Genomic DNA, 26,809 nt, shown 5'->3' with positions numbered 1-26,809 from the left:
TCTCTTATTGCTGGTTTGAGCCTTAACAACATTGCGGCCTCTTGCTGCATTGTTCGACATTCCTTGTTCTATTATTCGATACCCGATATGGCCTTCACCGCTTTCTCCAGGTTTATCCCTTTCCCCAGTACTCCTTTAAAAATATCTCCCTGGTCTTTTAGCCTTGCTACTGCGTTTCCGATATGAAAATCGGTATTTCGAAGGCCTTTTTTCACCTCCTCCCAATGCAGCGGCATGGAAACGGGGGCACCCGCTTTAGGTCTTAATGAATAGGGAGCGGCTACAGTGGCCTGTGGCCTGTTTTGCAGGAAATCCAGGTAAATGCAGCCCTTCCTGTCTGCAGTCTTGCGTTCGATAGAAGTAAATCCTGGTATCTCGGCATGCACGATCTTCATTAAGCTTCGGCCAAATTCCTTAGAGCTTTCATAGCTGTACTTGCCTCCAAATGGTATATAGATATGCAGCCCCGTAGATCCCGATGTCTTGGGCCAGGAGGGCACCTTTATACCGTCCAGTACTGCTTTCACAACCTGCGCTGCCTTGATAACCTGCTCAAAATCGTTCTTGTCAGGATCAAGGTCTATGATGCACCAGTCCGGATTATCTGGCGTGTTCTTCTTGCTGTGCCAGGGGTTGATCTCGATGCAGCCCAGTGAAGCCATATAAAGCAGGCTGGCCTCGTTGCTACAAACCAGGAACTCTTTCTCTCGTTTATCCGCATAGCTGTAATACGGATAGGTCTCTATCCATTCCGGGGCCTTACCCTTCACATCCTTCTGGTAAAAGCTTTCCCCTTCAATGCCGTGCGGGTGGCGGTTGAGTGTATGCGGCTTATCTTTCAAATAGGGCAGCATATAGGGTGCCACCTGGAAATAATAATTGATCATATCCCGCTTGCTTACCTCCTTTTTATAGCCTTTTGGGGCCTTTGGCCAGTATATCTTACTTAGGTTAGTGAAGCGGATTTCATGACCTCCAACTATGCGGGTCTGGGATTCTTCCTTGGGATTCAGCAACGTTTTGCGCTCTTTTTTGGGGGGTGCGGTCAGGACCTTCTGGGTTGCCATTTTAGAAGCTTTTACCACCTCAGTTGTTTTTGCGGGTACTTCCCTTATTACTTCTGAAGCTTTCTTATCTTCCCGTAAGCCCTTAAACGAAGGTTGCCTGAAAGCGCCATCCCGGGTCAGCTCGCGATACGAAATTTCCGCGACCAGCCTGGGTTTCACCCATGTAACTTCGGCTTTTGGAGGGTGCGGGCGAAAGCGGGAAGGCTTATTATATTCAGGTTCCGTATCAAACTGCGACTTGCTGGTTTCAAAGGGTTTGAGTTTTTTGATGATCAGTTGCTGCATTTCCTTATTGAAGCCCGTACCCACAGGAGTTGCAAAATTGAACTTACCAGCTTCCATGATCCCCAGCAAAAGAGCGCTGAAAAGCTTATTGGTTCCTTCATTCCTGGTGTAGCCACCTATCACCAGTTCCTGGCGTTTCTCTGTTTTTATCTTCAGCCAGTCCTTACTCCGGGCGCCAGGTACATACACCGAACCTTTTTTCTTGGCCATAACGCCTTCCAGGCGCATTTGTTCGGCCTCTTTGAAAGCCTCTTCACCAGTGGCTGAAAGGCTTTCACTCAGACGTACCGATGGGAATCCGGGCATAATGGATTTCAACAACTGCCTTCGTTCTTCCATGGGCAGGTCCACTAGAGAGCGTCCCTCCAGCCATAACAGGTCAAAAGCATAGAACACCAGGTGACCGTCAGCTTCGCTGCGCCAAAGCTGCAGGTCTGAGAAATCCGGGAGGCCCTGTTCGTTGAGTACCAGTATCTCCCCATCCACGAGGGCATTGATGCCCCAACGGGCCATGATATCATAGATAGAGTAGAATTTTTCATTAAAGGATTTATTGTTGCGCGAGCGCAATTCAACGTTCCCATTTTGTAAATAGGCTAATGCCCGGTAGCCATCCCATTTCATTTCATAAACCCATCCTTCCTCCTCAACGGGTTGTGTCACCAATGTTGCCAGCATCGGTTCCAGGTCTTCTGGCATGGGCGCGGCTTTCCCTTTCTTCCATATCAATTCCGCGGTTTTACTGAGTTTCAGGGCTGTTTTTGGCATCTTTCCCACCTTCTGTTTTGCCTGTACTATTCAAAAACTAAACCGGGGAAATGAGTCTATAGTCGGGAGTTGGGAGTCGGGAGAAATGAACCACAAAGCCAGGGAGACACATAGACGCACAGAGAAAAGTCAAAAATATTAATTGCCAAAAATAGTACTAACTGCAATCGCTCACACTTTTCCTTGTCATGCTGAGGCACGAAGCATCTTTGGACTGTAGTGAAGCGACGTTTTTATTTGGTAGTACTATTTGACCATAGACTACTCTTTGATCATACCTGTCCCGACGAATGGCGGGATAACCCCGCCACATGCGGGGTCTGTGGTAAAAGTATAGGCGTCATTGTATTAGTAATGTTTTTTTGACCTAACGGAAATGGTTGACTGTTTTATCAATTCCCGCCGTGGCAATCTCATACTACTGAATAAAACTTAATAAGCTTCCATAGATAAAGACTGCTTTGTTCCTCGCAGTGACGAGTAAATAACCGTTACCATAGATAATGTTTCTCCCTCCTAAACCATTTCTTCATTAATTCCATTTCTCAGTGAGTCTTTGTGGCGCTGTGCCACAGTGGTTCTTCTCTTTCACTTCATCATTCGATATTCCTTGTTCGATATTCGATATTCTCTTAGTGCTCCTTCGCGTCTTCGTGCCTTTGTGGCCCTTCTCCTCCACAATAATCCTTCTAATCCTGCCAATCTTAGTTCTACTTCAGTAGGGTTTTAAAAAATGGCAGCAGTTCTTCTGCCAGTATCGCATGATCTTCCACGCTGGGGTGCCCGCCGCATCCCCTCGCTTCCATCGGCTTGAAAAAGAACAAGGAGACTGGCTTTGCGGATGGATAGAGTCCATCAATATGTTGCTTCACGGCTGTCAAACAGTTTTCCAAAAGCCTGGCCTTCGCGCCCTTCACCATTGGGCTGCTCAATAAAGCTATGCGGGCCTGTGGATTTTTGGAACGTACCAGTTGCACAAACCCTGTATAATCCCTGACAAAGCGGGCGCTGTCAAATGCCGCCCGGGGATGTACGCCATCACCATCGCTGAAGTCATTGGTGCCCAGGGCAATGCCGATCACCTGTGGTTTGTACAGGTTGAAATCCCATTTGCGAGTACCCTGCTCCTGGAAGTCAAGTGTTTCATATACCTGTGGCATCGAAGGATGGGCCATGTTCCAGGTGCGATAAATGCCAATGCCACTCACACTACTCATAATGTATTCGGTGCCCAGTGCCCGCGCCACTCTTGGCCCATAGGCATAATAGGCATTGTGCTGGTCATGGTACTCACCCTGTCCACAAGGGACTTCGGATGGATCCGCCGCCGCTCCGCAGGTAATGCTGTTGCCAATGAATTCTATCAATGGCATCACAGGTTTTTCAATGGCCCTGATGTCTTCGGCCTCTATCTTTTGTATCATCACAGGGCCGGTAGTGGCTTCTGTGGCTTTATAGATCCATACCGTATGCTTTCCCGCTGCCGGTGCTTCAATCACCAGTGGTTCGGTGCTTCCATTTTCTATCCGCAATCTTTTTTGGTACACGCCATCCAGCTCATACTGCAGGTAGTTGTGTCCTCCCTTGTAGGGAAAGGAAGCATAGACCTTGCATTGGTTTCCTGTGAAGCTTAAACCAAAATGAGCGGCGGAACTGATCAACTCCAGTTCATGATTGCTGGTGGAATACCTTCCATAGGTTTTGAAGGCCGTGGCCGGAAGACTGTAGGTTGTTCCTCCTGGCTTGCTGCTGCTACAGCTAACAGTAATAAAGCAAATCGTTGCGATGAGTAAGGTATTGATGGTACGCATATGTTCATTGGGATAAAGAATGAATATAATCAGTTTGTGGTATTGCTTAAAAAAAGCCCCTCATAAAAGGGGCTAATACTGTTGTGTGCAAAACAGCATTCCTGCGGAATGCGGGATATAAGGTAAATATTAAATCCAGGATTTTATAGTGGTGGTTAAAATAGTATTGGAAATGGAGAGGAAAGGTTGGTAAGTTAACAGGTTGATAGGTTGAAAAGGAGAGAAGAGGTTTATTGGCGCTATGGGGCAAAAAGCGGGAAAAGTGCCATTGTCATTAATTGTTAGCTAGCTAAATTATCATCAAATATAGAGTTACGTCTACTGAACAAAATCCCCCTTTAGAACCTTCCTGGAAGAGCAGAGTGGCTACTTTCCCCCTTTGCAAAGGGGGACTTCGGTCAGGTCGCACATTGGGAACTTGCCAGAGGGGGATTTTGTTCAATGAATAGCGTCATTACTTTAAATTCATCCATTGTATCAGATTGGCAAGGGCACATGTGCACAACCAGGCTGGATCTTTGAACTGCACTGTAAGCCATTTTTTTCAACATACACTTTTCTCTCTCCCTTGAAAATTGAGCATTGAGCATTGATCATTGAAAATTTTAAATGACCTAAAAAGGACTGTCATAGATAATGTATCTGCGACCTAACCACTTCATCTTTCGACATTCCTTGTTCGATATTCTGCGGTTCTAAAGAATCACCCGGGGTCCCCCTTGCTAATTCACAAAGCTCAAAAGGGTAGACCCCAGGTGGAGTATTTTCCTTTAAAACTTTTTTCTGTGAACCTCTGTGCCGCTTTGTCCCTGTGGTTCTGCCTTCCCTCATCATTCGATATTCCTTGTTCTATTATTCTGCGGTTCCCTTCCTTATCAACCTGTCAACTTTTCAACTTGTCAACATACATTTTTCTCTCTACCTTGAAAATTGAGCATTGAGCGTTGATCATTGAAAATTTAAATGACCTAAAAAAGAGCTGTCATGGTTAATGTCTCTCCGACCTAACCACTTCATCATTCGAAATTCCTTGTTCTATTGTTCCGCGGTTCTAAAGAATCACCCGGGGTCCCCCTTGCTAATTCACAAAGCTCAAAAGGGTAGACCCCAGGTGGAGTATTTTCCTTTTAAACTTTTTTCTGTGAACCTCTGTGCCGCTCTGTCCCTGTGGTGCTCCCTTCCTTCATCATTCGAAATTCCTTATTCTATTGTTCGATATTCTTTTCAATCCCCCGTGCCCCACCGTGTCGCTCTGCCTCCGTGGTTCTGACTCCAGGCTCCCGACTCATGACTCACTCCACCACCACCTTCACATATTCCCTCGTCCTGCTGCCAAGCAATTGAACAACATACTGTCCCTTGCCAAACACTTCCAGGTTATTGATATCAAATGAATTCATTCCGGGTAGCAACACTACATAGCGCTGGAACACCATTCTGCCATTCATATCAACCAGGCTTACGTTGATCTTTTCAGTTGTCGTACTACTCTTGCTGATCGTAATGAAATGAGATGCCGGGTTAGGACCCACTACCGTGCTGTTGTGCAGCATGCCAGTAAGGTTTACTATGCGGCTATAATGAACATTACCATTAAGGTCTATTTGTTTGATGCGGTAACAAACATCCTGTCCGTTCACTGCGTTATCGGTGTAGGTGTAGGTGTTCGTTGTTCCTATGGCTTGCTTAAATGCAACCTGCCCTTTCACACTGAAATTGCGGCAGTCAATACTTTTCTCAACCTCGTAGCGCAGCACATCCAGTTCATTGGCCACCGACCATGTCAGCAGGGCGCCATTGCCATTGGGTTGGACATTCACGCTCAGGAAGCTTACGGGAAGCGTAACAGGATTGACCGTGATGCTCGCAGTGGCAAAGCTGGCCGGGCAACCCGTTAATTTATCAGCGGTCAGCTTCAGGTTATAGGTGGAAGCTGTATTGATCGTTTTGGTGGTAATCGTAAAACCGGCGGTGGTGGTTCTGTACTGCGAGGTACCAAAACTGTTACCGCTATAATCCATCAGTGCATACCAGGCATTGGCAGTGACATTACTCACGGAGAAGGTCACAGTCTGTCCCGCATTGATGGTAGAAGTTGTTGGTGTGATCGCCGGGGTAAGCGCTGGCGTACAGGCCACGGTTTGACTGGCGCAGGAAATACTTTCCGCCGCGATGGCCGATTTGGCGGTCACCGTCAGCACACCGTTGTAATACAATGTATTGGCAAGCCCGCTAAAGGTATAGGTAGTAGCACCTGTCAAGGCAGTAGATGTGGCTATCAAGGCCCCGTCCTCGTATAAGCGCAGCGTGCCGGTGAAAGCACTCATGTTGACCGTTACACTGCTGCTGTTGTCGGAAGAGGCAGCGGCGAAGCTGATACCCGGGCAGGATGTTGGACCAAGTACGGTAGCCTGCGAAGAAGCCACGCTGGTGCAGCCTCCTGTTGTCTGCATACAATAATAAGTTTCTCCATCAACGAGTACCGGTGTGGTCACCGACCATGATCCGAAACTATTCACTGTGGCAGCACTGCCCACGGTAGTACCCGATGGTGACGTGCCTTTATACAATTGAACAGAAGCACCGGGATAAGATGATGATCCGGTCACCGTGGTCGCGCCAGCTACCAGGTTGCCCGTGGCATTGAGGGTGATCACCGGTGGCGTGGCATAACAGCTCACGGTAAATGTGGGCGAAACCGTCATGCAGGAACTCCCTTTTTGAGAATACACCTGCAGCTGGTCATTCGAATTCAGCGAAAGCCCGGTAAAAGTAAAGCTGGTGCCCGAAGCGGTAATACTGGTTTTGTATTGCCCGTTGATATACAATCGCAGGATATCATTCAGGGCTGAACCGGTGCCGCTAAGGCTGGTCTGGTAGGGATAGATGGGTGTTGTAAGGGAAAGCGTATTGGATGAAAGACCCAGGATGGAGCTGCTGCCCGAGGTAATGCACTCAAACCGCGGTGCGGAAGTGCAACTGCCATTGGAAGCCACCACCATATAGGTGCCGGCACTGAGCACCGGGCTGCCGGAGCAGCCGTTGCTCATAAAGGCGAAACTGGTTGCCGTAGGGTAAGTAAGGTTGCTAACCGTACTTACCGGGTTGGATGTGGGTGAAGCGCTGGTCGTGGGCAGGAAATAAACAGTTACGGTGGCTCCCGAGGTGATAGTGCCCGAGATGCCCTTGGTAGAGGCGCATGTAAGCACCGGCATAGCCAGTGGCGTGCTGCATCCAGCAGAAATAACGTTGTTAGACTGCAGGCATTCCGACTCACCTGTGGCAACCGCTTTGGCGTAAAAAAGGTCGCCGGTAGTTACAGATGCCACCGTGATACTCCAGGTATTGCCGGTAGTCACCGTGGTAGTCCCTACAGGCGTGCTATTGTTATTTTGGTATAATTTAATGGTAGCTGTGGAAGGCTTGCTGGCATCCATCCTTGTCCATGTGCCGGTAACGGCAATACTGTTTCCCGCCGTGATAGGGCTGTTCAATACAGGGGCCGCTGTGCAGGTAGGACCTGCAGGAACAAAAGGACTGAGAGGGATGATGGGCTGGGCATTGATCACTGTCATCCAGGCCTCCGCCGTACTGGAATAGTTGGCATCATTCACCCCATACACATCCGACCGGGTGCCGGTAAGGGCCGAACCGGGAGCGGTAAGGGTGGTGGCCACCATGCGCAGGATCGCTGGACTGCCAATAGCGGTCAGTGGCACGTACCAGTCGTAAAAATAATCGGGGTTATTGCCATCTGTGGACAGGGCCACGGAGATCTGCGAATTGGTATTCAGGGAATAGCTAGTAGGTGCCGGGGGTATGCCCACACCATCGATAGCATATACGGCCACCTGGTTGTTCGTTTGAAAGGACACCTCGTATTCAAAACCGGGGTTGCCATTGCTGCTGCCCGAAGGAGCTACGTAATTGGGATCGGCCGAACTGCCGCTGCTGCCCATCTTGCCATCGGTGTCCAGTAAAATGGAGTAGGATTTGGAACCTGAGATCACGTTGCCCAGGCGCAGCCTGAAATAGATATTGGTAGCGTCCTTATACAGGTATAAGCCGTTGCCATCCACGCGGGTCACGATATCGGTAAATCCACCTGTAGGACCCGTTTGAAGGTCACCGGTAGGTTCAATGATGGCGGCAGGAACTATGGTAAAAGGCAGTTCACTTTGAGAAATATCGTCGGTGGTAAAGCCGATTGTTCCTGTAGAACTATAGGCATTGCCATCAGGATTTAAGGCAGTGATGCCCGGAACGGGCAGTGGGCGGATGATAAGTCCGGGAGATTGGGAATAAGCATTCGTTATCAAAAGCACACTCACCAGCAGTGAGAGTAGATTTTTCATAATCAATTAGTTTTGGAGGGTCCCGAAAGACCCCGGAAAACAACAGAATATTTTACTTAATTTCAGGACATTAGGGTAAACCCTTAGTTCGGGGCGTCCAGCGGGCCCATCTGTACGGTGAAACCCTTAAATTATCCGTTCAAAAACAGGTATTTCCCTTAGCACACATTAGGGAAATCACTTAATTGGAGCAGATTGTTGAAATTTTAAAGAGAAGTATTGAACAGGCTATCTGATCGAAATAGGGGGATATCAAATAAAGCTAAATGGCAGCATACCTATGAATTTTTTTGCGTAATTAGTAACGCAGAGAACACGGAGATTTCGCAAAGTATCGCTAAGAAGAAAGCCAACCAGTTTTACACTTTACAATCAGACTGTTATTAGCATTAATCTAACGAAACCAAACACTGCAAAATTTCAGACTGGTCCAGTGCCTCATTGCGGGTATTCGATTACTGAAACCTTTATAGGCCGAAGCCCACCGTCCGCAATTCAGCACCTTAAGTTTCTGCGCATAGCACGTGATTGATCTTTCTGTGTCTAACTATATGATGTGAAGTATACGCTTTCAAGAAAAGACCCTAATCCAAGGTATCAACCTATATATTGTAAAGACCGTTGTGCGCTGGCCTCCTTGCGCTTGCGGAGCAATAGCGGCAAGGTGCCCTTTTCTTTGGTTACTTTCTTTTGGGCAGCAAAAGAAAGTGACTCGCCGAAGGCACCAATCATAAAAAATAAAACCACGCTCAATCCAATACGCTGAACAAAAAAAAGACTTCATTGGCCAATGACAACATACCTATGCATCTTGGCGTAATCAGTATCGCAAAGAACGCAGCGATTTTTCGCAGAGGTTCGCAAAGATGAGGGCAAGACTCTTTAACACCTTAACTCCTCCCTATTCCACCAAATCAGTTTATATTTATTACTCTTCCAACAATTACCCATGTTCAAAAAATTCTTATTCCTCCTCACCCTTCATAGCCTGCAGGCCTGCGCCCAGCAACCTGGTTATTCCGTTGTAAATACCTATAAGATCCAAAGCCACGGGGGATGGGATTACATCCGTTTGCATAAGGGAAAGCTCTATCTCTCCCACAGCACCCAGGTCAATATAATCAATGCCGCCACCGGCGATTCGGTGGGCGTTATTCCGCAGACGACCGGGGTACACGGGATAGCCTTTGATGAGGCATTGAACCATGGCTATACCAGCAATGGCAGGTTGAACAATGTCACCGTATTTGACCTTGCCACTGATAAAGTACTGACCCAGGTACCCACCGGCGACAACCCCGACGCCATTTTCTTTGAGCCTTTTACCGGAACCATCATCACCTGCAATGGCAGTAGCAAAACTTTGTCTTTGATCGATCCAAAAGCGGATAAGGTCATTCAAACAATAGAAGTAGGCGGCAAGCCCGAAGAAGCTGTATCTGACGGGAAGGGCCATTTGTATGTGAACCTGGAAGATAAAAACGAAGTAGCGGCAGTTGATCTAAAAACCAATAAGGTGACCGCCCGCTGGCCCCTCGGTGCCGAAGGACCCACAGGCCTGGCCTATGACAAGGCCACCAACCGATTGTTTGCCGGCTGCGATGGCTACCTGGTAGTGCTGAATGCCGCCAATGGAAAAGTGGTGACCAAATTACCTATCGGTGATGGCTGTGACGGTGTGGCTTTCAATGAAGCCAAAAACCTGGTATATACATCCAATGGCCAAAGTGGCAACCTGAGTGTGATCAAGGAAACGGATGCCGACCATTATGCTGTGGTAGGCAACTACCCCACTAAAAGAGGCGCCCGCACTATTTGCTTTGACGAAGCCAGCCAAACCATTTATTTACCTACTGCAGATTTTGAACCTGCTGTCGGCACTGCTCGTCCCAAAATAAAACCCGGGACTTTCCAGGTGCTGGTAGTGAAAGAAAAATAGGTTTTACTGGTAATTATCCAGGACGCTTCCCGTCTTTCATTTCAGTGTATAGCTTCCTGTTATATAGCCTATCAAAGAAAATTTGGAATACTGTCCACCTTCCGAAAAAATGCTGGTTGGCTATCTGTATTGATAGTACCATTAGCCATATCGAAAAGATTGTCTATGCAATCGAATATGGCTAACTGCTTTGCTATAATTACCTCTCAGCATTAACAAATGAAAATATCTTTAACGAACCATTCATGGTTGTAACAGGCTTTCATGATAGATAATGAGTAAGTTTGTACCAATGCATTTTGCACACAATCATACTAATCATTGTTCACCCATTCCATTGGTGATAGACATGAGTGATTGCTATACCGGCTCTTTCCCTGAGTTTGTACCATTCTGCAGGGATATTTTTTATTTCTCCTCTTTCAAGGCCTATAAGCCACTTGCCTAACCTGGTTTAGACAGGTTCTCAACAACCGCCAGGTTCCAATAAGCATTGGACAATCTATCAGAAATTTTAATTGATCTATTTGTGATCAGGTAAATCCATTTACCATAAATAAATAACTATGAGCCGGCTTCAAAAAAAGGCATCCGCCAGTAATATGATTGCAGGGGTGCTGATGATCATAAACATCATCATTATAGGTTTTGCCTATACCCATAATCAAAACCTATACTGGTGGTTACTCCTGTCAGTACCCTTATTGCTGCTATGTACCTGGGATTTGAACCAGAAGAACCATGCGATCCTGAAAAATTTCCCGGTGCTGGGGCATTTGCGTTATTTGTTAGAAAGCATACGCCCGGAGCTGCGGCAATATTTTTTCGAAACCGATTTGGATGGCAAGCCATTTAACAGGCGCCAGCGATCAGTTGTTTACCAGCGATCGAAAAATGAAAAGCAAACGGTTGCCTTCGGCATGCAGGCCGATCCAACCAAACCTGGCTATGAATGGGCAGCCCATTCTGTATACCCGGTGCGTGTTGATAAAAATGATCTACGTGTATGGATTGGCAATGGACAATGCATGCAGCCTTACCATGCAAGCATCTATAATATTGGGGCTATGAGTTATGGGGCGCTGAGCAAAACAGCTATAACATCATTGAATGAAGGCGCCAAACTGGGAGGCTTTGCCCACAATACGGGCGAAGGCGGTATTAGTGACTATCACCTGAAAGGAGGCGATCTTATTTGGCAGGTAGGAACAGGCTATTTCGGATGTCGCGACCAGCAGGGCAATTTCAGTGCGATGGCATTTCGTAAACAAGCCTTGCATCCTGCCATAAAAATGATTGAGCTGAAACTTTCCCAGGGCGCCAAACCGGGACATGGAGGCATATTGCCAGCTAAAAAGAACTCACCTGAAATTGCTGCCATCAGGCAGGTGGTAGCCGGAACAGCCGTGCATTCACCAGGTGCGCACAGCGTATTTAATTCACCCGAAGGATTGGTGGAATTTTTACAATTGCTGCGCGAGTTAAGTAACGGGAAACCTGTTGGATTTAAAATATGTATCGGGGACAGGCAGGAGTTTATAGATATCTGCCATGCTATAAAAACTACCGGCCTTATCCCCGATTTTATTACCGTTGATGGTGCTGAAGGGGGAACAGGTGCTGCACCACTTGAGTTTACCGATAGCCTGGGCATGCCGCTGTATGACGCCATTGCTTTTGTAAAACAAACATTGGACAACTATAACTTAACCGGCAGTATAAAGATCATTGCCGCAGGAAAGATCATTACAGGGTTTGATATTATGAAGGTGTTAGCGCTTGGCGCCTCTGCCTGTTATAGTGCCAGGGGGATGATGATGGCATTGGGTTGCATACAGGCATTGATTTGCGATACAGATAGGTGCCCTGTAGGGGTGGCCACTCAAAACCCTTCTTTATATAAGGGATTGGATCCGGAAGTAAAGAAGGTACGCGTAGCTAATTTTCATGCGAACACAATGGAAGCCACAAAAGAACTGATGGAAGCTTGTGGTTTTAAAAACCTGGCTGGCATAGTGCCCTCCAAATTCTTTCGACGCGTGAACGAGTACCAGGTGAAAAATTTCGAACAGATATATTTTCCCGGAAAGCAAAGCAATTTGCAATACAAATATTCTTCACAACTGAATTAATATAATGAATTAACCGGTGTCCCCTGGCGATGCACAAACTAAGGTTGATAAGGATTTTTAGGAGGAAGGGAATTAGTCTGAAGTCGGGGTGAGAGAGTTGAAAAGTTGACAGGTTGACAAGTTGAGAAGGAAAAGAACCGCAGAACAATAGAACAAGCGGGGCCCCGGGTGGTCATAAACGACAACGTTTTTATTAAATGATTCAATGTCTCCCGCCTTTGCTCCATGCTATGAAAGGTTCAACCCCGGGTGACTTAAAGCTGAACTCCTTCTTACTTAAGTCATTATAGATAGCAGAGTACCTCCTATTAACGTCCTGGCTACGGTATAGATACTGCGTGATCATCACGCAGTATCTATACCGTTGGTATGCTTCAACATAACTTTAGCCTGCAAGGAAGCATGCCTTAAGCATTGCTATGGAATTTGCATGTTTACAAACCAACAAGTTGATAACTAATAAAATAAACTTATAATCCAGTCCCATTCATAGGCCCGGGTTGACCCTTTCTGGCCCTTTTCCGGCTAAAAGCGGCAAAAACGGCCCATTCCTGGCCGGAGGCTTTGAACTCTAAATCGTGTTTGCAAACTTGCAGCCATAAAAACAATACTATATGGCTAAGCAAAAAGGGCGTGTGAAAATCAGGGGTACGGTGGATGATAACCTGAACTTTTATTATGACATGGTTTGGGGCTACCTTTTAAGACTGCTGCCTGGAGTGGATAGTCATCGCTTCTGGAATGATCCGGCCTTTGAAGGTAGCAGGAGGAGTTCCAGGCGCTTTGGTGAGGGCAATATCATGTCTTCCATTATCTACCGCTTTGTACCTCAAAATAGAAGGTACAGGTATTTATTTAAACAGGTAAGAGCCATAGCCATTGTCTGCCTGAAGCATAACATGTCAAAAGCAGATGTATTCACCGCCATTTATACCTTCCTGGAGCAAGAAAAGCGGATCTCTCTTACAAGGGAACAGTTTGAGTTATTGGTTGCTTCCTTTGAACAGGAATTATCTGAAAGGCTCAATGAACCAAAGGAAGAAAAGGTAAAGAAGGCAAGGAATAAGCTGGAGCTCCTAATTACAGCACCCCTGCAGCAGGAAGACAATGAGTTCTTAGCGCTTTATATGGATGATTATGAATGGAAGGTAAGGTTTGAAGGAACGTTTCCCGAAGATCACCAGGTGCCCCTGTTTTTACTACAGCATGTTGCCTGATACCTTGCTGCCATAGCATGACATAACAAAGCTGTTTATTTTGTTTTCCCCTTTTTTGCACTGGTTTTTTTCAATGGACTGGTTAACTGCGGAACTCTCTTTTTACCGGCCATTGTTTTTGTTTAGGTGCCTTCAGGAAGCACAGTGGTATGGGGATGATACAGGATCCCTAACATTTCTTGCATGTGCAATATGGCTGCCTGGTGCAGCTGTTGCACCAGATTCAAGAGTTGCTGCACATCTTTGGAACTGATTTGAAACTGATCGACATACCTGGCACTAGAATACGCTGATTCAAGTAACAAAAAAATGCGTTGATGTTTTACCGCTATTACACAAAAGCAGCTTGCTACTTCGGGCGCAAACCTGGCGATATGATTTTTCAATTCAGCTAGTACATGTGTACGGACCACCTGGCCGGTAAAGGCAATGATCAGGGCCCGCAGGCAAAGCTCTGTGGCCTGGTGCAGCATGAAGGAGGCCATTGGATTATTTCCCTTTGCCCAATAAAAGCAGGCGCCCTCATAAAATGACCGGGCTTTTGCTATGCCGGTTTGAAAAGCTTCGGCTGCCTTATCCCTGGCATTTAGCAGGCGTTGCCAAAGTGATTCCACCTGGCTGCCATCGGCAGCATACACACAGTTTTGTGGGATGCAGAAGGTGGACAGGAAAATATTACCCAGGCGGTACTGCAGTTCCAGTTCCGACTCCTGGCAGAGGGTATAGCTGGCATTTTCTGCCAAACGACAGGCCCGGATGATTTTTTGATACTGCTTGTGCCTTTGCGTATGCGTACCATTCAGAATAATGATAAAATGCTGGTGGCGCCAGAAGATCATTTGGGGGTGCAGGGCGGTTACCAGGCGTTTGATGAATGTTTTGGGAATTGTCGGGACCTGATTTACAATGGCAGAAGGTGGCATTTTATTGTTTTTAAAACAGGTGCTGAAGTGTACAGTGGTAAAACCTGCATAACAAAACGAGGGTGGACAAACTAAGATGGAAGAGGTTTCCATTTTCAATTTTGCAAAGAAGCATGACTTCCAGGCCTGTGGCATGGGCTGTACCACAAAGCGTTTCCCTGCGCTCTTCTCTCAGCATTGTTAGCCTTCGTCCTATATTTTCAAGTATAGTCTTATGGTCAGGATTTTTCTTCATGGACAGTGGTTTCATTTATGGTTTCTGTTTCTGCCGGCCGGAGTTCATTGTTCTTCCATTTGGGGCGTGGCCGGCCATCCAGTTCTGTAATAGCTCTTACATCTATTAGATGGCAGGCCTCCAGGAGTTTGTTGAGTAAAATATAGATTTCCAGGATATTGTAATTGTCCCCGGCATCAGAGAAGCTGCCTTTCAGGAAAGTATAATCCCGCAGTTCGTTGAAGATGAATTTCCAGGTTTCTTCACTGGCAAATGCTTCCAGTTTTTTGAATACTTTGTAAGGATTGAAGTATTCCTTTTCACTAAGGCTTCGGGGCGTGTAATACCAGGATGCCTGCCGGAAGTGCCAGCCACAGTATTGGGGATAGTTGGTAAGGTCCGGGGCCTGGTCTTCAGTAGGGGTAATAATGGCTGTATCCCTTTGCAAGCCGCTTTGGTGAATGAGCATGGAAGCAGCATACAATTGCTGCAGTCTTTCAAAAAAGTACAGGATATTGGAGACGTCTATCCCAGATTTTCGATTGGCATTTGATGCTTTGAGGATCTTTTGCAGGTATTTACGTGCCTGGGCTAAAGAGTATGCACTGAAAAAATCAGAGATCTCTGCATAGCCGGCCTGTATTTTCAGGCTTTCCAGCTTGTTATAAGGTGAAGTATTCATGATCTGTTTTTGTTGATGAATGATATGCAGGCATCCCGGCAACCCCAGGATTTGCAGGACATATAAAGTAACACAGGTGTTCGTTTCTAAAATATTCCTGCAGGTATATTTTAGAATAACAAATGACTATTTTAGAATGGCCGTTACAGGAAAATTGATTTATTTTGAAAGGTAAAATTGTAAAGCAAACATGATGGAAACTGCAGAACCAAGGGTGCACCAGGGAAGAAATATAAAACGATTCCGGGAGATGTGTGGCCTAAAGCAGGAAGCACTGGCCCTGGAGCTGGGTGCTGACTGGAACCAGAAAAGAATTTCCCTTTTGGAAGCCAAGGAAGAAATAGAGCCTGAGATTTTGAAACAGGTAGCTGATGTACTGAAGATGCCGGTTGAGGCTTTTACTAAGCTGGATGATGATGGTGCCATTAATATTATTTCCAGCACATTGCATGAGTCTTCAATAGCAAGTAATAATTATAATCCAACTTTTAATTATAATGTGGGTGATAAATGGATTGAAGCATTGGAAGAAATCAAGAAACTGAATTACGAGAAGATTGAATTATATGAACGCATGTTGAAGGACAAGAATGAGATGATTGAAAGACTGCAAAGATTAATAGCAGAAAAGAAATAATTAATTATAACGATGTACGATCAAGAGCTGCCGAAAGGTGGCTTTTGTTTTTTGTGGGACATTATTTAAACTTCTATATGGTGGCAGATGAATGGATCTCTACAAGTTTTAAAAATTGATTCACTGAATTAATAATTGCCAACCACACAGGTAGCTTTCAATGCGATCAATAATTTATTGACCGATATCTGTGTTAAGGATCTGAGATGGCATATTAAGCTGACTAATCCGTGATTGGAAAAGGAAATAAGGAAAGCGGGGGTGATGAAAACCCCCTTTTCTTATTTAATACTGCTAAATCAGAAGTATAAAATTTATGAGGGCAAATAGGGTGCACTCTGAATTTTGACATTTGTAATAATAAAACATTTTGTTTCTTATTGGTTTTTAATAATTTGTGCTAATCAATCTACTCTAGATTTAAATCTCTTTATAGATGCAACAACTCCTTTTTGAAAATTTCAAAATATTTAACGAACAAGTTCAAATCGATCTTGCTCCTATTACTCTTTTTACAGGGAAGAATAGTGCAGGTAAATCCACTATCATAAAGGGGCTATTGCTATTGTCAGACTTTATGAATGCTGATGTCCAATTGACAATAAATTTAAATAGCAGGAATTCAATAAAACATCGGCTGAACGTTTGGGAAAATGTAAAAAACTGGTATTCACAAAGTCAAACAGTTTCCTTTGGCTACTCACAAAATGACCTAAATTTTTATTTTTCTTTCTCTGCCGCTTCCGATGAATCAGGAGCTTTGTTGGATTTATTCGTCATGGAAGCTCCGGAAATCAACGATTATCTGGCTTTAAAAAGACGTTCTGAATTTATTTTGGATTTGACTGTAAGTCAAAGTTTCCTAAATTATTTGATTGGAAAACGGTTAAGAAACTCAGCAGATCATGATTATGAATCTCAAATTGCTGTCTTGAAGAAAAATCTACAAAGTATCAGGAAGAAAAAAGATAAAGCATCCCAACAGGAACTTATAGGCTTAATAACAGATGAAAAATCTACAGAAAAACAATTGACCATCTTTCAGGAGCATCAAAAGAAATCAGAAGTAACAAAAAATGAAAGGGAAATAATTTACAATCCGCAAATAGATGTAGAAGATGAAACATTTACAAGCTATCAGTTGCCAAACATAATAAGGTCAGCGTTACGTAGGTACATGGTTGAAGATTCGAAAAAGGGTGGAAAGCATGAAATGGAAAGCAGAAAACAGATGGACCTAATCTCATTTCGATTTGCAGATGCATTCAAATTTAGATCACAGTTTGCAGTGTATCATTTGAGTCCAGGTCGCATTAAACAGGCCCGGTTATATTACCTATATGAAGGCAATAGTGAATTTCATGATTTAATTAATTGGTATGGGAAACATGCAATACGTGCAGGAGAAGAACATCGATTTCTGCTTTACTGGATGAAAGAATTGGGTATCGGTGAAGATCTTAAAGTTAAGACGATCGAAGGTGAGGCTGCTACAGTAAAAATAGAACTTGTCGGAAGTGGTCAATACGTCGACTTAGCCGATCTTGGTTATGGTGCAGGACAAGTACTAAGTATTTTACTCGCCATTGTGAAAGTTCAATCAGATTTTGAGGATCTGGACTTAAGGTCAAGTCATCTAAAAAGGAACACTATATTAATGATTGAAGAAGCAGAATCGAACTTACATCCTCTTTTACAGAGTAAACTAGCAGAAATGTTTTATGAGGCATCCAAACTTTTTAAAATCCAGTTTATTCTCGAAACACATTCTGAATACTTAATTAGGAAGTTCCAGGTATTGATTGCTTCTCAAGCAAAAATTGCAGAAAAGTCAGTAGTATCAGAAGACATATTGATATATTATGTTGATAGTGTAGAAAACAAGAATGTTATAAACAAAATTACAATTCTTGAAGATGGTTCATTATCCGATCGCTTTGGTGAAGGCTTCTTTGATGAAGCTGATAAACAAGCAATGGAATTATTTAAGGCACAGAATTCAAAAAATTAGTGTAGAATGAAATTTCGAAATGCCTATTGTACACAAACTGCATTCGAAGAGATTTTTATCTTCAATGAAGAACATACAGATCTTTATAAGATAATAACAAAAGAGTGTCAGCTTAATATTAATCTTACGAAAGATGAATTAGCAGAGCACATCTTTAAAAGCATTTCTTTAAAAAGTTTTTACAAATCATCAGGTAAAATAATTCCATCACCTGAAGTTTTTGATCAGCTTCCTGATAAATTAGATTTTAGTGCTTACAACGGAGCTTTATTTATTGTCAATGCGGAGCCAGATAAGTGTGAGAATATTCGTAAGAAATATGGAGTATTGACTGTGTCAGCTTATAACCTTGAAGAATTTAAGAAAATCGTTGTACCACCAACCCCTTGGTCTTGGTCAACTGGTGAACGGAAAAAGTTTACTTGTCCGACGGGAAAATCATATTTAGGTTGGGGGGCTATTCTTCGACCTTTCTGTTTCCCTCAATCTTTGTCTGCTGCCAACCTAATTATAAATGACGACTATTTATTAAAGTATGAAGACCATTGGCTTATTGCTAGAAACATATTCTCAATTACTAAGGGTTTTCTTTCTGATTATTTGACTGGAGAAATGCAGGTATTGATTGTGTCAGGTTCAAGTAAGGCAAATCCTGGGGGATTTCAATTGAGTTCTGAAAAACTCGATAGCATATTACAAAAGTTAAACAGTCTTAAGGCAGAAGTCACGACCTGTAAGATTCGATTTGGTATACTTACTCATGATATAGATAATCATAAAAATGGCGAGTTCCATGAGCGATTTATAATTGCAGATTATTCTATTACCACTTCTAATTGGGGTTTCCTGGAATTTATTGATGATGCTGCACAAAGAGAAAATGATCTTAATTACCAATGGATTTTTTATAACATATCCAATAACAACGGATCTGATATTCCTTTCAAAAAAATGCAAAAGAAGATTGATGCAGTCAAAAGCTTAAAGGAAATGAACATTAGGATGAATTCGACGAGTACTCATTTTTTCAGAGGGCATTATGAAAATCGCTTATTAAACCTATAAGTGCAAATACCCTGCACTCATAAGTTTTTATCTTCGCAAACAAACATAAAAGAACAAGACCAAACATGTCTGACCAAAAACCAACTATAGATTTTATATACCGTATCACCAATGAGGTTCTTTGGAACACATTTAAAAAGAATGAGTTAGGCGACGTATTGCTTCCTTTTATTGTGCTTCGCCGCCTGGATTGCATGCTGGAGCCCAATAAAAAGAAAGTCAGAGATGCGTACCTCCAATTTAAGGACAAAGTAGCTCCTGATAAACTTGCTCCAATATTAAAGAAGGCTGCAGGCGGGTTGACGTATTTTAATACTTCTCAATACGATCTTAAGACTTTGGTGCAAGATGCTGCTAACATTGAAATTAATTTTCGCAGTTATATTAATGGATACTCAGAGGATGTTCGGGAGATACTGGAAAACTTTCAGTTAGACAAAGTAGTTGCCCGACTGGTTAAAAACGGCTTATTGTATAAACTTGTTGATGCCATGAGCCAGGTAGATCTTCATCTTGAGGCTGTGAATAACCATAACATGGGCTACATCTTTGAAGAGATTATTCGGATAGCCAATGAACAAAGTAATGAAACAGCTGGTGAGCACTTTACACCTCGTGAGGTAATTCGTTTGATGGCGCATATTGTTTTCTCAACAGAAAAAGACGATCTGAAGCAGGAAGGAGTTATCAGAACAGTTTACGACTGCGCATGTGGAACCGGCGGTATGTTGTCTATAGCTAAAACCTATGTTAAGGATGTTCTGAAATCACCGGCCATCATCAACATTTTTGGTCAGGAGATTAATGAGCAATCTTTTGCCGTGGCCAAATCGGATCTGCTTATTACCGGTGAAAACCCAGATAACATCCGTCACGGAAATACATTCATTGAAGACAAATTTGCTGAAAGAAAGTTCAACTACCTTTTTGCCAATCCTCCTTATGGTGTAAGCTGGAAGAAGGATGAATTGGATGTAAAGAACGAGGCACTTAACCCTATGGGCCGCTTTTCTGCCGGATTGCCTGCAACAAGCGATGGGCAGTTGCTATTTCTTCAGCACATGATCTATAAAATGGATCCCAAAGGAAGCCGGGTTGCTGTGGTTACCAATGGCTCCCCTCTTTTTACGGGAGACGCCGGGAGCGGTGAAAGCGAAATTCGTAAATGGATTATTACCAATGACTGGCTGGATTGCATTATTGCCTTGCCAGGAGATTTGTTCTACAATACCGGCATCCCAACCTATATCTGGATCATTAGCAATAAAAAGGAGAGCAAACGCAGAGGGAAAGTACAATTGATTAATGCTGCTGACCTGTGTAAGCCCATGAAGAAAAGCCTTGGTAATAAGCGTAAGGTGATAGCGCCAGAGCATATTAAAGAGATTGAAAAAATCTATCTAGAGTTTAAAGAAGGGGAACGTTGTAAGATTTACGACAATAACTTTTTTGGCTATTTTAAAGTAACAGTGGAGCAACCCGAGTACGACGAAAAAGGAAAAGCCAAAAAAGATAAGAATGGTTCGCTCAAGCCTGACTCAAAGAAGAGAGATACAGAATACATTCCGCTAACGGCTGATATAGAGCAATATTTTGACGAAGAAATAAAGCCGCACGTGTCAGACGCCTGGATAGATAAGAGCAAAACCAAGATTGGCTACGAGATCAACTTTACCAAGTATTTCTATAAATATCAAAAGCCTGTAGAAGCTGCCGTATTGAGGCAGGAGATCATTGCGCTGGAAGATGAAATACAGGGCTTACTAAAAGAAGTATTGAATAATTAATCTGCTTATATGGAACCAATACTAATTGTTGTTATTTCATTCATTGTGGGTGGTACTATGGCCTGGTTGATTGCCAGAAATAAAGCCGCTTCCTCCCTGGCTGTTTGCGAAGCCAGTTTGCAAGCTGAAAAAGGATTGCATCAACAAACCAGGGATAGTTTGACACAAACCTTAAGTGAAAAAAAGATCTTAGACGAAGCAAAAGGAGAGGCTGAACGCAAGGCCGCAATTGCTGAAACGAATTTTGAGAATGAAAAATCTGCTTTTGCGGGATACAAGAAAGAAATAGAAGGAGAATTACTTGAATTAAATGAAGCAATTACTTCGTTGAGAGAAGCCAATACGTCTTTGCTGACTGAAAACGAAGGATTGAAAGCCCGTCAGGAGGCAACCTTTGTAAGTATTAAAGATCAAAAAGAATTCATAGAGAAGGCAAACGAAAAGCTGAAGGATGCCTTTGGTAATCTTTCTGCTCAAGCGCTGAAATCAAATAATGAATCTTTTGTAGAACTGGCAAAAGCTAAGTTGGAAGAAAAAGTGACAGAAGCAAAAGGAGATCTGGATAAAAAACAGCAGGCCATCGATCTAGTAGTGAAACCCTTGGCTGAAAGCTTATCGAAGATTGATGAAAAAATTAATTCCCTGGAGACAAAGCGGGAAGGTGCCTACAGCAATATTGCTACCCTGCTTGACCAGATGAAGGCCAGCACCCTTGCGTTGGATAAAGAGACCCGTAGCCTGGTAAGTGCTTTAAAAACCAGCACCAGCCGTGGCCGATATGGTGAAATTGCCTTGCGCCGGTTGGTGGAATTTGCCGGCATGATGGAGCATTGCGATTTTGTAGAGCAGGTGAGTACTGAAACTGAGACTGGAAAGCTGCGCCCTGATTTGATTGTAAAGCTGCCTGAAAACCGGAAGGTGGTGGTGGATAGCAAAGTGCCCCTTTCCGCCTACCTGGAGGTTTTTGAAACGGAGGATGCAGAAGTTCAGAAACAGTGTATGGACAGACACGTCGTGGCCATTAAAAAACACTTGAAAGATCTGAGTGGTAAAGCCTATTGGGACCAATTTAATGAAGCGCCGGACTTTGTAGTGCTTTTCATGCAGATTGAAAGCAGCTTCGGCGCTGCTCTGCAGGTTTGGCCGGGAATGATTGAAGAAGCATTGAACAACCGCATTATCATAGCAACTCCCACAACGTTGATTACCATGCTGCGTAGCATAGGGTATGGTTGGAACCAGATGAAGACCATTGAGAACATTGATGAAATACGAGATGCCGCAGTGGAATTGTATGAACGCAGTGTAACCTTGATGGAGCATATGAGCAGCGTAGGTACCAGCTTAAAGAGCACAGTAAACCATTATAACAAAGCCATTGGCAGTTTGGAAAGCAATTTTCTTCCTCAGGGCAGAAGGATTGCGCAACTCTCTAAAGCTTATACAAAAAAGGCATTGCCTGAATTAAGTTCCCTAGAAGTAACAACAAGGGAAATTGTTGCTCAGGCTCCGGAGCAATCCAGTCCTGTAACAATTCTTAGCTTAGAAACATCGACAGATAATACAGAAGAAAAGGAAAAGATTTAATGAAGCGATACGATACATACAAGGAGTCTGGTATAGAATGGATAGGTAAAATACCAAATGATTGGAAAATTAATAAGATTAAGTATTTGGCCACTGTAATTAATGGTTCTACACCCGACAGCGGAATAGATAAATATTGGGATGGTGATATTGATTGGGTAACTCCTGCAGATATCAGCAAGATTCAAGACAATTATATTAGCAATTCAATAAGAAAAATTACAGAAGAGGGATTAAACAATTGTGGAACAACTCTGGTACCAAAGGGCAGTGTTATACTTACTACAAGAGCCCCGATAGGCAATGTAGCTATTGCGGGAAAAGAACTTTGTACAAATCAAGGATGCAAATCACTTTTGTTTAAATCTAATTCTAACTTTTACTATTATCAATTCCTTGCTTTTAAGGATCAATTAGAAGCCGCTGGCAATGGATCTACTTTTAAAGAACTTTCAACTACTTCTTTAAAAGGTTTTCCATTTGTTATGCCTTCTAAAAGGGAAAAAGATTTGATTTCCTCATATTTAGATAAGAAGACGGAACAAATCAATCAAATTATCCAACAAAAAGAACTCCTTCTCGAAAAACTTCAGGCAAAACGTCAGGCAATTATCAATGAGACGGTAACTAAAGGATTGAATCCTAATGTTCGGATGAAGCCATCTGGCGTTGAATGGCTGGGAGATATTCCGGAGAGTTGGCAAGTTAAACGCATAAAGCACATTTCGGAGATTCAAGGGCGTATAGGCTTCAAGGGTTATACAAAAGAAGATTTAGTGGAAGCAGGCGAGGGTGCTCTTACTTTAGGTGCAAAGCACATTGATAAGTTCAACCAGTTGAAGTTGTCAGATCCGGAATATATTAGTTGGGGAAAGTACTACGAATCACCTGAAATAATGGTTCAACAAGGAGATTTAGTATTCACCCAAAGAGGTTCTCTTGGTAAGGTTGCTGTAATTAGGTCAGATATTGGACCAGCTACAATTAATCCAAGTATGATCTTATTAAAGAATCAAAAAATTGACTCTGAATTCTTTTATTATTTCTTAATCTCAAATTTCATTATTTCCAAGATAAAATTGATTCAAACATCTACGGCAGTGCCGATGATCAGTCAACGACAATTAGGAGATTTTGAAATTCTAGTTCCGAATGTAATAGAGCAAAAGGAAATAGTTAGACATCTAAATAACATCAATAAGAAGTTTAGAAAATTAGAAGATATTATTATTAATCAAATTGAAAAGCTGAATGCTTATCGCCAATCCTTAATTTCAGAAGTAGTAACCGGTAAAATCAAAGTAGTTTAAGATGGCATCAGGTGTAAAAGAAAAAGATTTTGAAGGACATATTGTAGAACATCTGTCAGCGCCATCAAAAGGGGGTTATATCCATCTTTTGTCTGAACAGTATGACAAAAGCTTGTGTATGGTGCCAGAAGAGGTTTTAAATTTTATCCAGGATACACAGCCTAAAGCTTATAAAGCCCTGCACGATCAATACGGTGCCCAAACCGACCAGCGCATTTTACAAAACCTGAAAACCAATATAAAGAATTACGGTACGCTACATGTTCTCCGCAAAGGCTTCCGTGATCGTGGCCAGGATATCAAGCTTTGTTATTTTAAGCCAGCCAACAGCAAAAATGCTGAGCACCAGGAATTGTATGAAAAGAACCGCTTTGCAGTCATTAGGCAATTGTACTTTTCTGATCGTTCGGAAGAAAGCATTGATGTGGTCCTTTTCCTGAATGGTTTACCCATCATCACCGCTGAAGTAAAAAATGCATTAACCGGTCAATACCTTACCGATGCCATCCGGCAGTATAAACAGGATAGGGATCCAAGGGAGCCATTGCTCGCTTATAAGCGTTGCCTTGTTCATTTTGCCGTAAGTACCGAGAAAGTGAGCATGACGACAAAGCTTGCAAAAGAAGCTACGTTTTTCCTGCCCTTTAATATGGGAATTGAAAACCCAGTGAATGAAACTGGTTTTGCCATATCTTATCTATGGGAAGATGTCTGGAGTAAAGACAGCCTGCTCGATCTGATTCAGAACTTCCTCCACATACAAAAGGAAAAAGAAAAGTTTTACGACGAAGCCACTAAAACACTAAGGGAAAAAGAAACGGAAAAATTCATTTTCCCCCGTTTTCACCAACGTAGGGCAGTTTACAAGCTGTTGGAGGAATTAGAGAGGGATGGCGTTGGTACTAACTACCTGATTCAACACTCAGCCGGTTCGGGAAAGAGTAATACCATAAGCTGGCTGGCACACCGGCTTTCCGGCTTCTTTAGAAATGCGGATGACCAGAACCGGATGTACGACAGTGTAATTGTTGTCACTGACAGAAGGGTGTTGGATAAACAATTACGAGATAATATCCGCCAGTTTGAACAAGTGCCAGGCGTAGTGGAAGCCATCGATGATAAAAAAAGTGCTCAGGATTTAAAGCATGCCATTGAAAAAGGCAAAAGCATAATCATTACCACCCTGCAGAAGTTCCCGGTTATTTCGGAAACCATCAGGCAACTTCCCAATCGTAACTATGCTGTGATTATTGACGAGGCGCATAGCTCGCAGACCGGAGAAGCAGGCAGGAAAATGCGTAAAGCGCTAAGCCTGAAAGAAGCGGAAGTAGAAGAAGAAAGAGAAAAGACCCTGGATGAATTGGTGTTAGAAGAAATTGAGAAAACAGGGAGGCAAAAGAATATTTCCTTTTTTGCCTTTACTGCCACACCAAAGAATAAAACGAAAGAATTGTTTGGTACCATGATCAATGGCGAACTGCAAGCCATTGAAAAATATACCATGGAACAAGCCATAAAGGAAGGATTTATCCTGGATGTTTTGAAATCGTACGTTTCTTTTAAAAGATATTACAAACTTGCCAAGCGTCCGGATATTGATGATAAGGAATACGATAAGCGTAAAACCATCCGGTTATTGAACTCTTACGTTGACCTCCAGGATGATGCTATAGAAACCAAGAGCAGGATTATGCTGGAGCATTTTGTCACCAAAACTGCAAAGGAAATACAAGGTAAGGCCAGAGCCATGCTGGTAACACGAAGCCGCTTGCATGCAGTACGTTACAAGCGAAAGTTTGATGATATTATGCGGGAAATGAATCTGCCGTATAAAGCTTTAGTAGCCTTTTCCGGCAGTGTGTATGATGCCGAAACAGACCAGGAGTACACGGAAACAAGTATGAACGAGCTGCAAGGCAAATACAGTATTGTTGAAGCCTTTAAGCTGCCACAATACCGCATCTTAATAGTAGCCAACAAGTTTCAAACAGGATTCGATGAGCCGCTGCTCCACACCATGTTTGTCGATAAAAAGCTTGGTGATGTAAATACGGTGCAGACTTTAAGCCGCCTGAATCGTACCGCCTTTGGTAAAAACAGCACCATGATCCTGGATTTTGTAAATGACCCGGAAAAAGTACAGGAAGACTTCCAGGATTATTATACCTACAACTTCATGAAGGAGGAAAACCAAACCGATCCAAATGAGTTGTATGATATTTTGACAAGCCTCACTTCGTTTCCTGTTTTCAACAAACAGGATGTGGAGGCCTATGCTGATATCTGGTTCCGTAAAGGTGACAACATGGAACGGTTACAACCGATACTAAATTGCTGCAAACTTCTTTTTGATGAATTGAATGATGACGAAAAAGAAAAATTTAGGAAGAATACCAATGATTTTACAAGGCTGTATCGGTTCCTGAGTCTCATTATTACATTTAAAGATGTAGACCTTGAAAAGCACTATATATTCCTGAGCCATTTAATAAGAAAGCTGCCAAAGAATGGCTTCAGTTTGCCCACTGAAGTTTTGGATGAAGTTGAATTGGCCACCTATAAAGTGCAAAAGCAGTTCGAAACGGAAATGAGCATGGTATCTGAGCCAGGAGAACTTTATGGCATGCACCGGAGTGGCGAAGGCAAACCACCGGAAGATGAGCAGGATTTGTTGTCCAATATTATTAAGGCGTTGAATGATACATACGGTTTAAACCTGAAAGAGGAGGATAAGAAAGATTTCACAGTTATGAGGGATAAGATAAATGCAGATGCAGAACTTGCTTCTTATTTCAATCCAGCGAATTCAAAGGAGAACATCAGGGATAAATTCAATGAAAAGCTGGATGAGGCATTATTGGACTTTATCAATACAAAGCTTGACCTGTATAATAAGCTTTCGGAAGATAAGGCTAACGCTACGATGAAGAGAATGTGGTTCAATGCTATGTATGATCATTTGGTGAGAGATATGAGAAGAATTTAATGTCTGAACTAAGTAATTTAAGCCACTTTATCT

17 protein-coding genes are annotated in these 26,809 nt (G+C 43.2%); 11 read left to right on the top strand and 6 right to left on the bottom strand.

The genetic code is table 11. The annotated features are described in order from the left end of the window. Positions 1-71: 71 nt before the first annotated feature. From ligD to BP74_RS14480, 3 genes are all read right to left on the bottom strand, one after another. Positions 72-2,120: a DNA ligase D gene (gene ligD / locus BP74_RS14490; RefSeq protein ID WP_496375068.1), complete on the bottom strand. Its 2,049-nt coding sequence runs from the start codon at positions 2,118-2,120 to the stop codon at positions 72-74. A 710-nt stretch (positions 2,121-2,830) separates the two neighbouring features. Continuing rightward, complete coding sequence (locus tag BP74_RS14485; RefSeq protein WP_496375067.1) at positions 2,831-3,931, bottom strand: SGNH/GDSL hydrolase family protein; 1,101 nt, start codon at positions 3,929-3,931, stop codon at positions 2,831-2,833. 1,292 nt (positions 3,932-5,223) lie between these two features. Next, positions 5,224-8,286 (bottom strand): T9SS type A sorting domain-containing protein, encoded by a 3,063-nt coding sequence (locus BP74_RS14480; protein WP_496375066.1) that lies wholly within the window; start codon positions 8,284-8,286, stop codon positions 5,224-5,226. A gap of 949 nt (positions 8,287-9,235) precedes the next feature. Here BP74_RS14480 and BP74_RS14475 point away from each other — a divergent pair. From BP74_RS14475 to BP74_RS14460, 4 genes are all read left to right on the top strand, one after another. Beyond that, entirely contained in the window at positions 9,236-10,225 is a 990-nt protein-coding gene (locus BP74_RS14475) for a YncE family protein (RefSeq protein ID WP_496375065.1), read from the top strand. Between the two features lie 274 nt (positions 10,226-10,499). After that, the gene (locus BP74_RS14470; protein ID WP_496375064.1) at positions 10,500-10,673 is read left to right on the top strand and encodes a hypothetical protein; all 174 of its coding nucleotides are present in this window, start codon (positions 10,500-10,502) and stop codon (positions 10,671-10,673) included. A 118-nt stretch (positions 10,674-10,791) separates the two neighbouring features. Further along, positions 10,792-12,357, top strand: coding sequence for an FMN-binding glutamate synthase family protein (locus BP74_RS14465; protein WP_496375063.1), 1,566 nt, complete (start codon positions 10,792-10,794; stop codon positions 12,355-12,357). 614 nt (positions 12,358-12,971) lie between these two features. Then, positions 12,972-13,574: a hypothetical protein gene (locus BP74_RS14460; protein ID WP_496375062.1), complete on the top strand. Its 603-nt coding sequence runs from the start codon at positions 12,972-12,974 to the stop codon at positions 13,572-13,574. A 122-nt stretch (positions 13,575-13,696) separates the two neighbouring features. Here BP74_RS14460 and BP74_RS14455 read toward each other — a convergent pair whose 3' ends face one another. The 3 genes from BP74_RS14455 to BP74_RS14445 are packed head-to-tail and all read right to left on the bottom strand — an operon-like array spanning position 13,697 to position 15,393. Continuing rightward, on the bottom strand, positions 13,697-14,497 hold the full coding sequence (locus BP74_RS14455; RefSeq protein WP_496375061.1) for a HEPN domain-containing protein: 801 nt from the start codon (positions 14,495-14,497) through the stop codon (positions 13,697-13,699). 10 nt (positions 14,498-14,507) lie between these two features. After that, a complete protein-coding gene (locus BP74_RS14450) occupies positions 14,508-14,732 on the bottom strand; it encodes a helix-turn-helix domain-containing protein (RefSeq protein WP_496375060.1) in 225 nt (74 codons plus the stop codon). Continuing rightward, complete coding sequence (locus BP74_RS14445) at positions 14,716-15,393, bottom strand: hypothetical protein (protein WP_496375059.1); 678 nt, start codon at positions 15,391-15,393, stop codon at positions 14,716-14,718. The genes BP74_RS14450 and BP74_RS14445 overlap by 17 nt, the downstream gene beginning before the upstream one ends. Before the next feature lie 193 nt (positions 15,394-15,586). On the opposite strand from BP74_RS14445, the gene BP74_RS14440 reads away from it, so the two are divergent. The 7 genes from BP74_RS14440 (at position 15,587) to BP74_RS14410 (ending at position 26,776) form a co-directional block, all read left to right on the top strand. Continuing rightward, positions 15,587-16,030, top strand: coding sequence for a helix-turn-helix transcriptional regulator (locus BP74_RS14440; protein WP_496375058.1), 444 nt, complete (start codon positions 15,587-15,589; stop codon positions 16,028-16,030). Between the two features lie 436 nt (positions 16,031-16,466). After that, positions 16,467-18,041, top strand: coding sequence for an AAA family ATPase (locus BP74_RS14435; protein WP_496375057.1), 1,575 nt, complete (start codon positions 16,467-16,469; stop codon positions 18,039-18,041). Between the two features lie 6 nt (positions 18,042-18,047). After that, positions 18,048-19,106, top strand: a complete 1,059-nt coding sequence (locus BP74_RS14430; protein ID WP_496375056.1) for a hypothetical protein — start codon at positions 18,048-18,050, stop codon at positions 19,104-19,106. A gap of 65 nt (positions 19,107-19,171) precedes the next feature. Further along, positions 19,172-20,893: a type I restriction-modification system subunit M gene (locus tag BP74_RS14425; RefSeq protein WP_496375055.1), complete on the top strand. Its 1,722-nt coding sequence runs from the start codon at positions 19,172-19,174 to the stop codon at positions 20,891-20,893. A gap of 9 nt (positions 20,894-20,902) precedes the next feature. Continuing rightward, positions 20,903-22,480: a DNA recombination protein RmuC gene (locus BP74_RS14420; protein ID WP_496375054.1), complete on the top strand. Its 1,578-nt coding sequence runs from the start codon at positions 20,903-20,905 to the stop codon at positions 22,478-22,480. Beyond that, the gene (locus BP74_RS14415) at positions 22,480-23,790 is read left to right on the top strand and encodes a restriction endonuclease subunit S (RefSeq protein ID WP_496375053.1); all 1,311 of its coding nucleotides are present in this window, start codon (positions 22,480-22,482) and stop codon (positions 23,788-23,790) included. Before BP74_RS14420 ends, BP74_RS14415 begins: the two co-directional genes overlap by 1 nt. Position 23,791: 1 nt before the next feature. Further along, positions 23,792-26,776: a type I restriction endonuclease subunit R gene (locus tag BP74_RS14410; protein WP_496375052.1), complete on the top strand. Its 2,985-nt coding sequence runs from the start codon at positions 23,792-23,794 to the stop codon at positions 26,774-26,776. Positions 26,777-26,809 lie beyond the last annotated feature (33 nt).

The sequence above is a fragment of the Flavisolibacter ginsengiterrae DSM 18136 genome (genome assembly GCF_059568575.1).
This window is presented reverse-complemented; position numbering and strand designations above follow the sequence as displayed.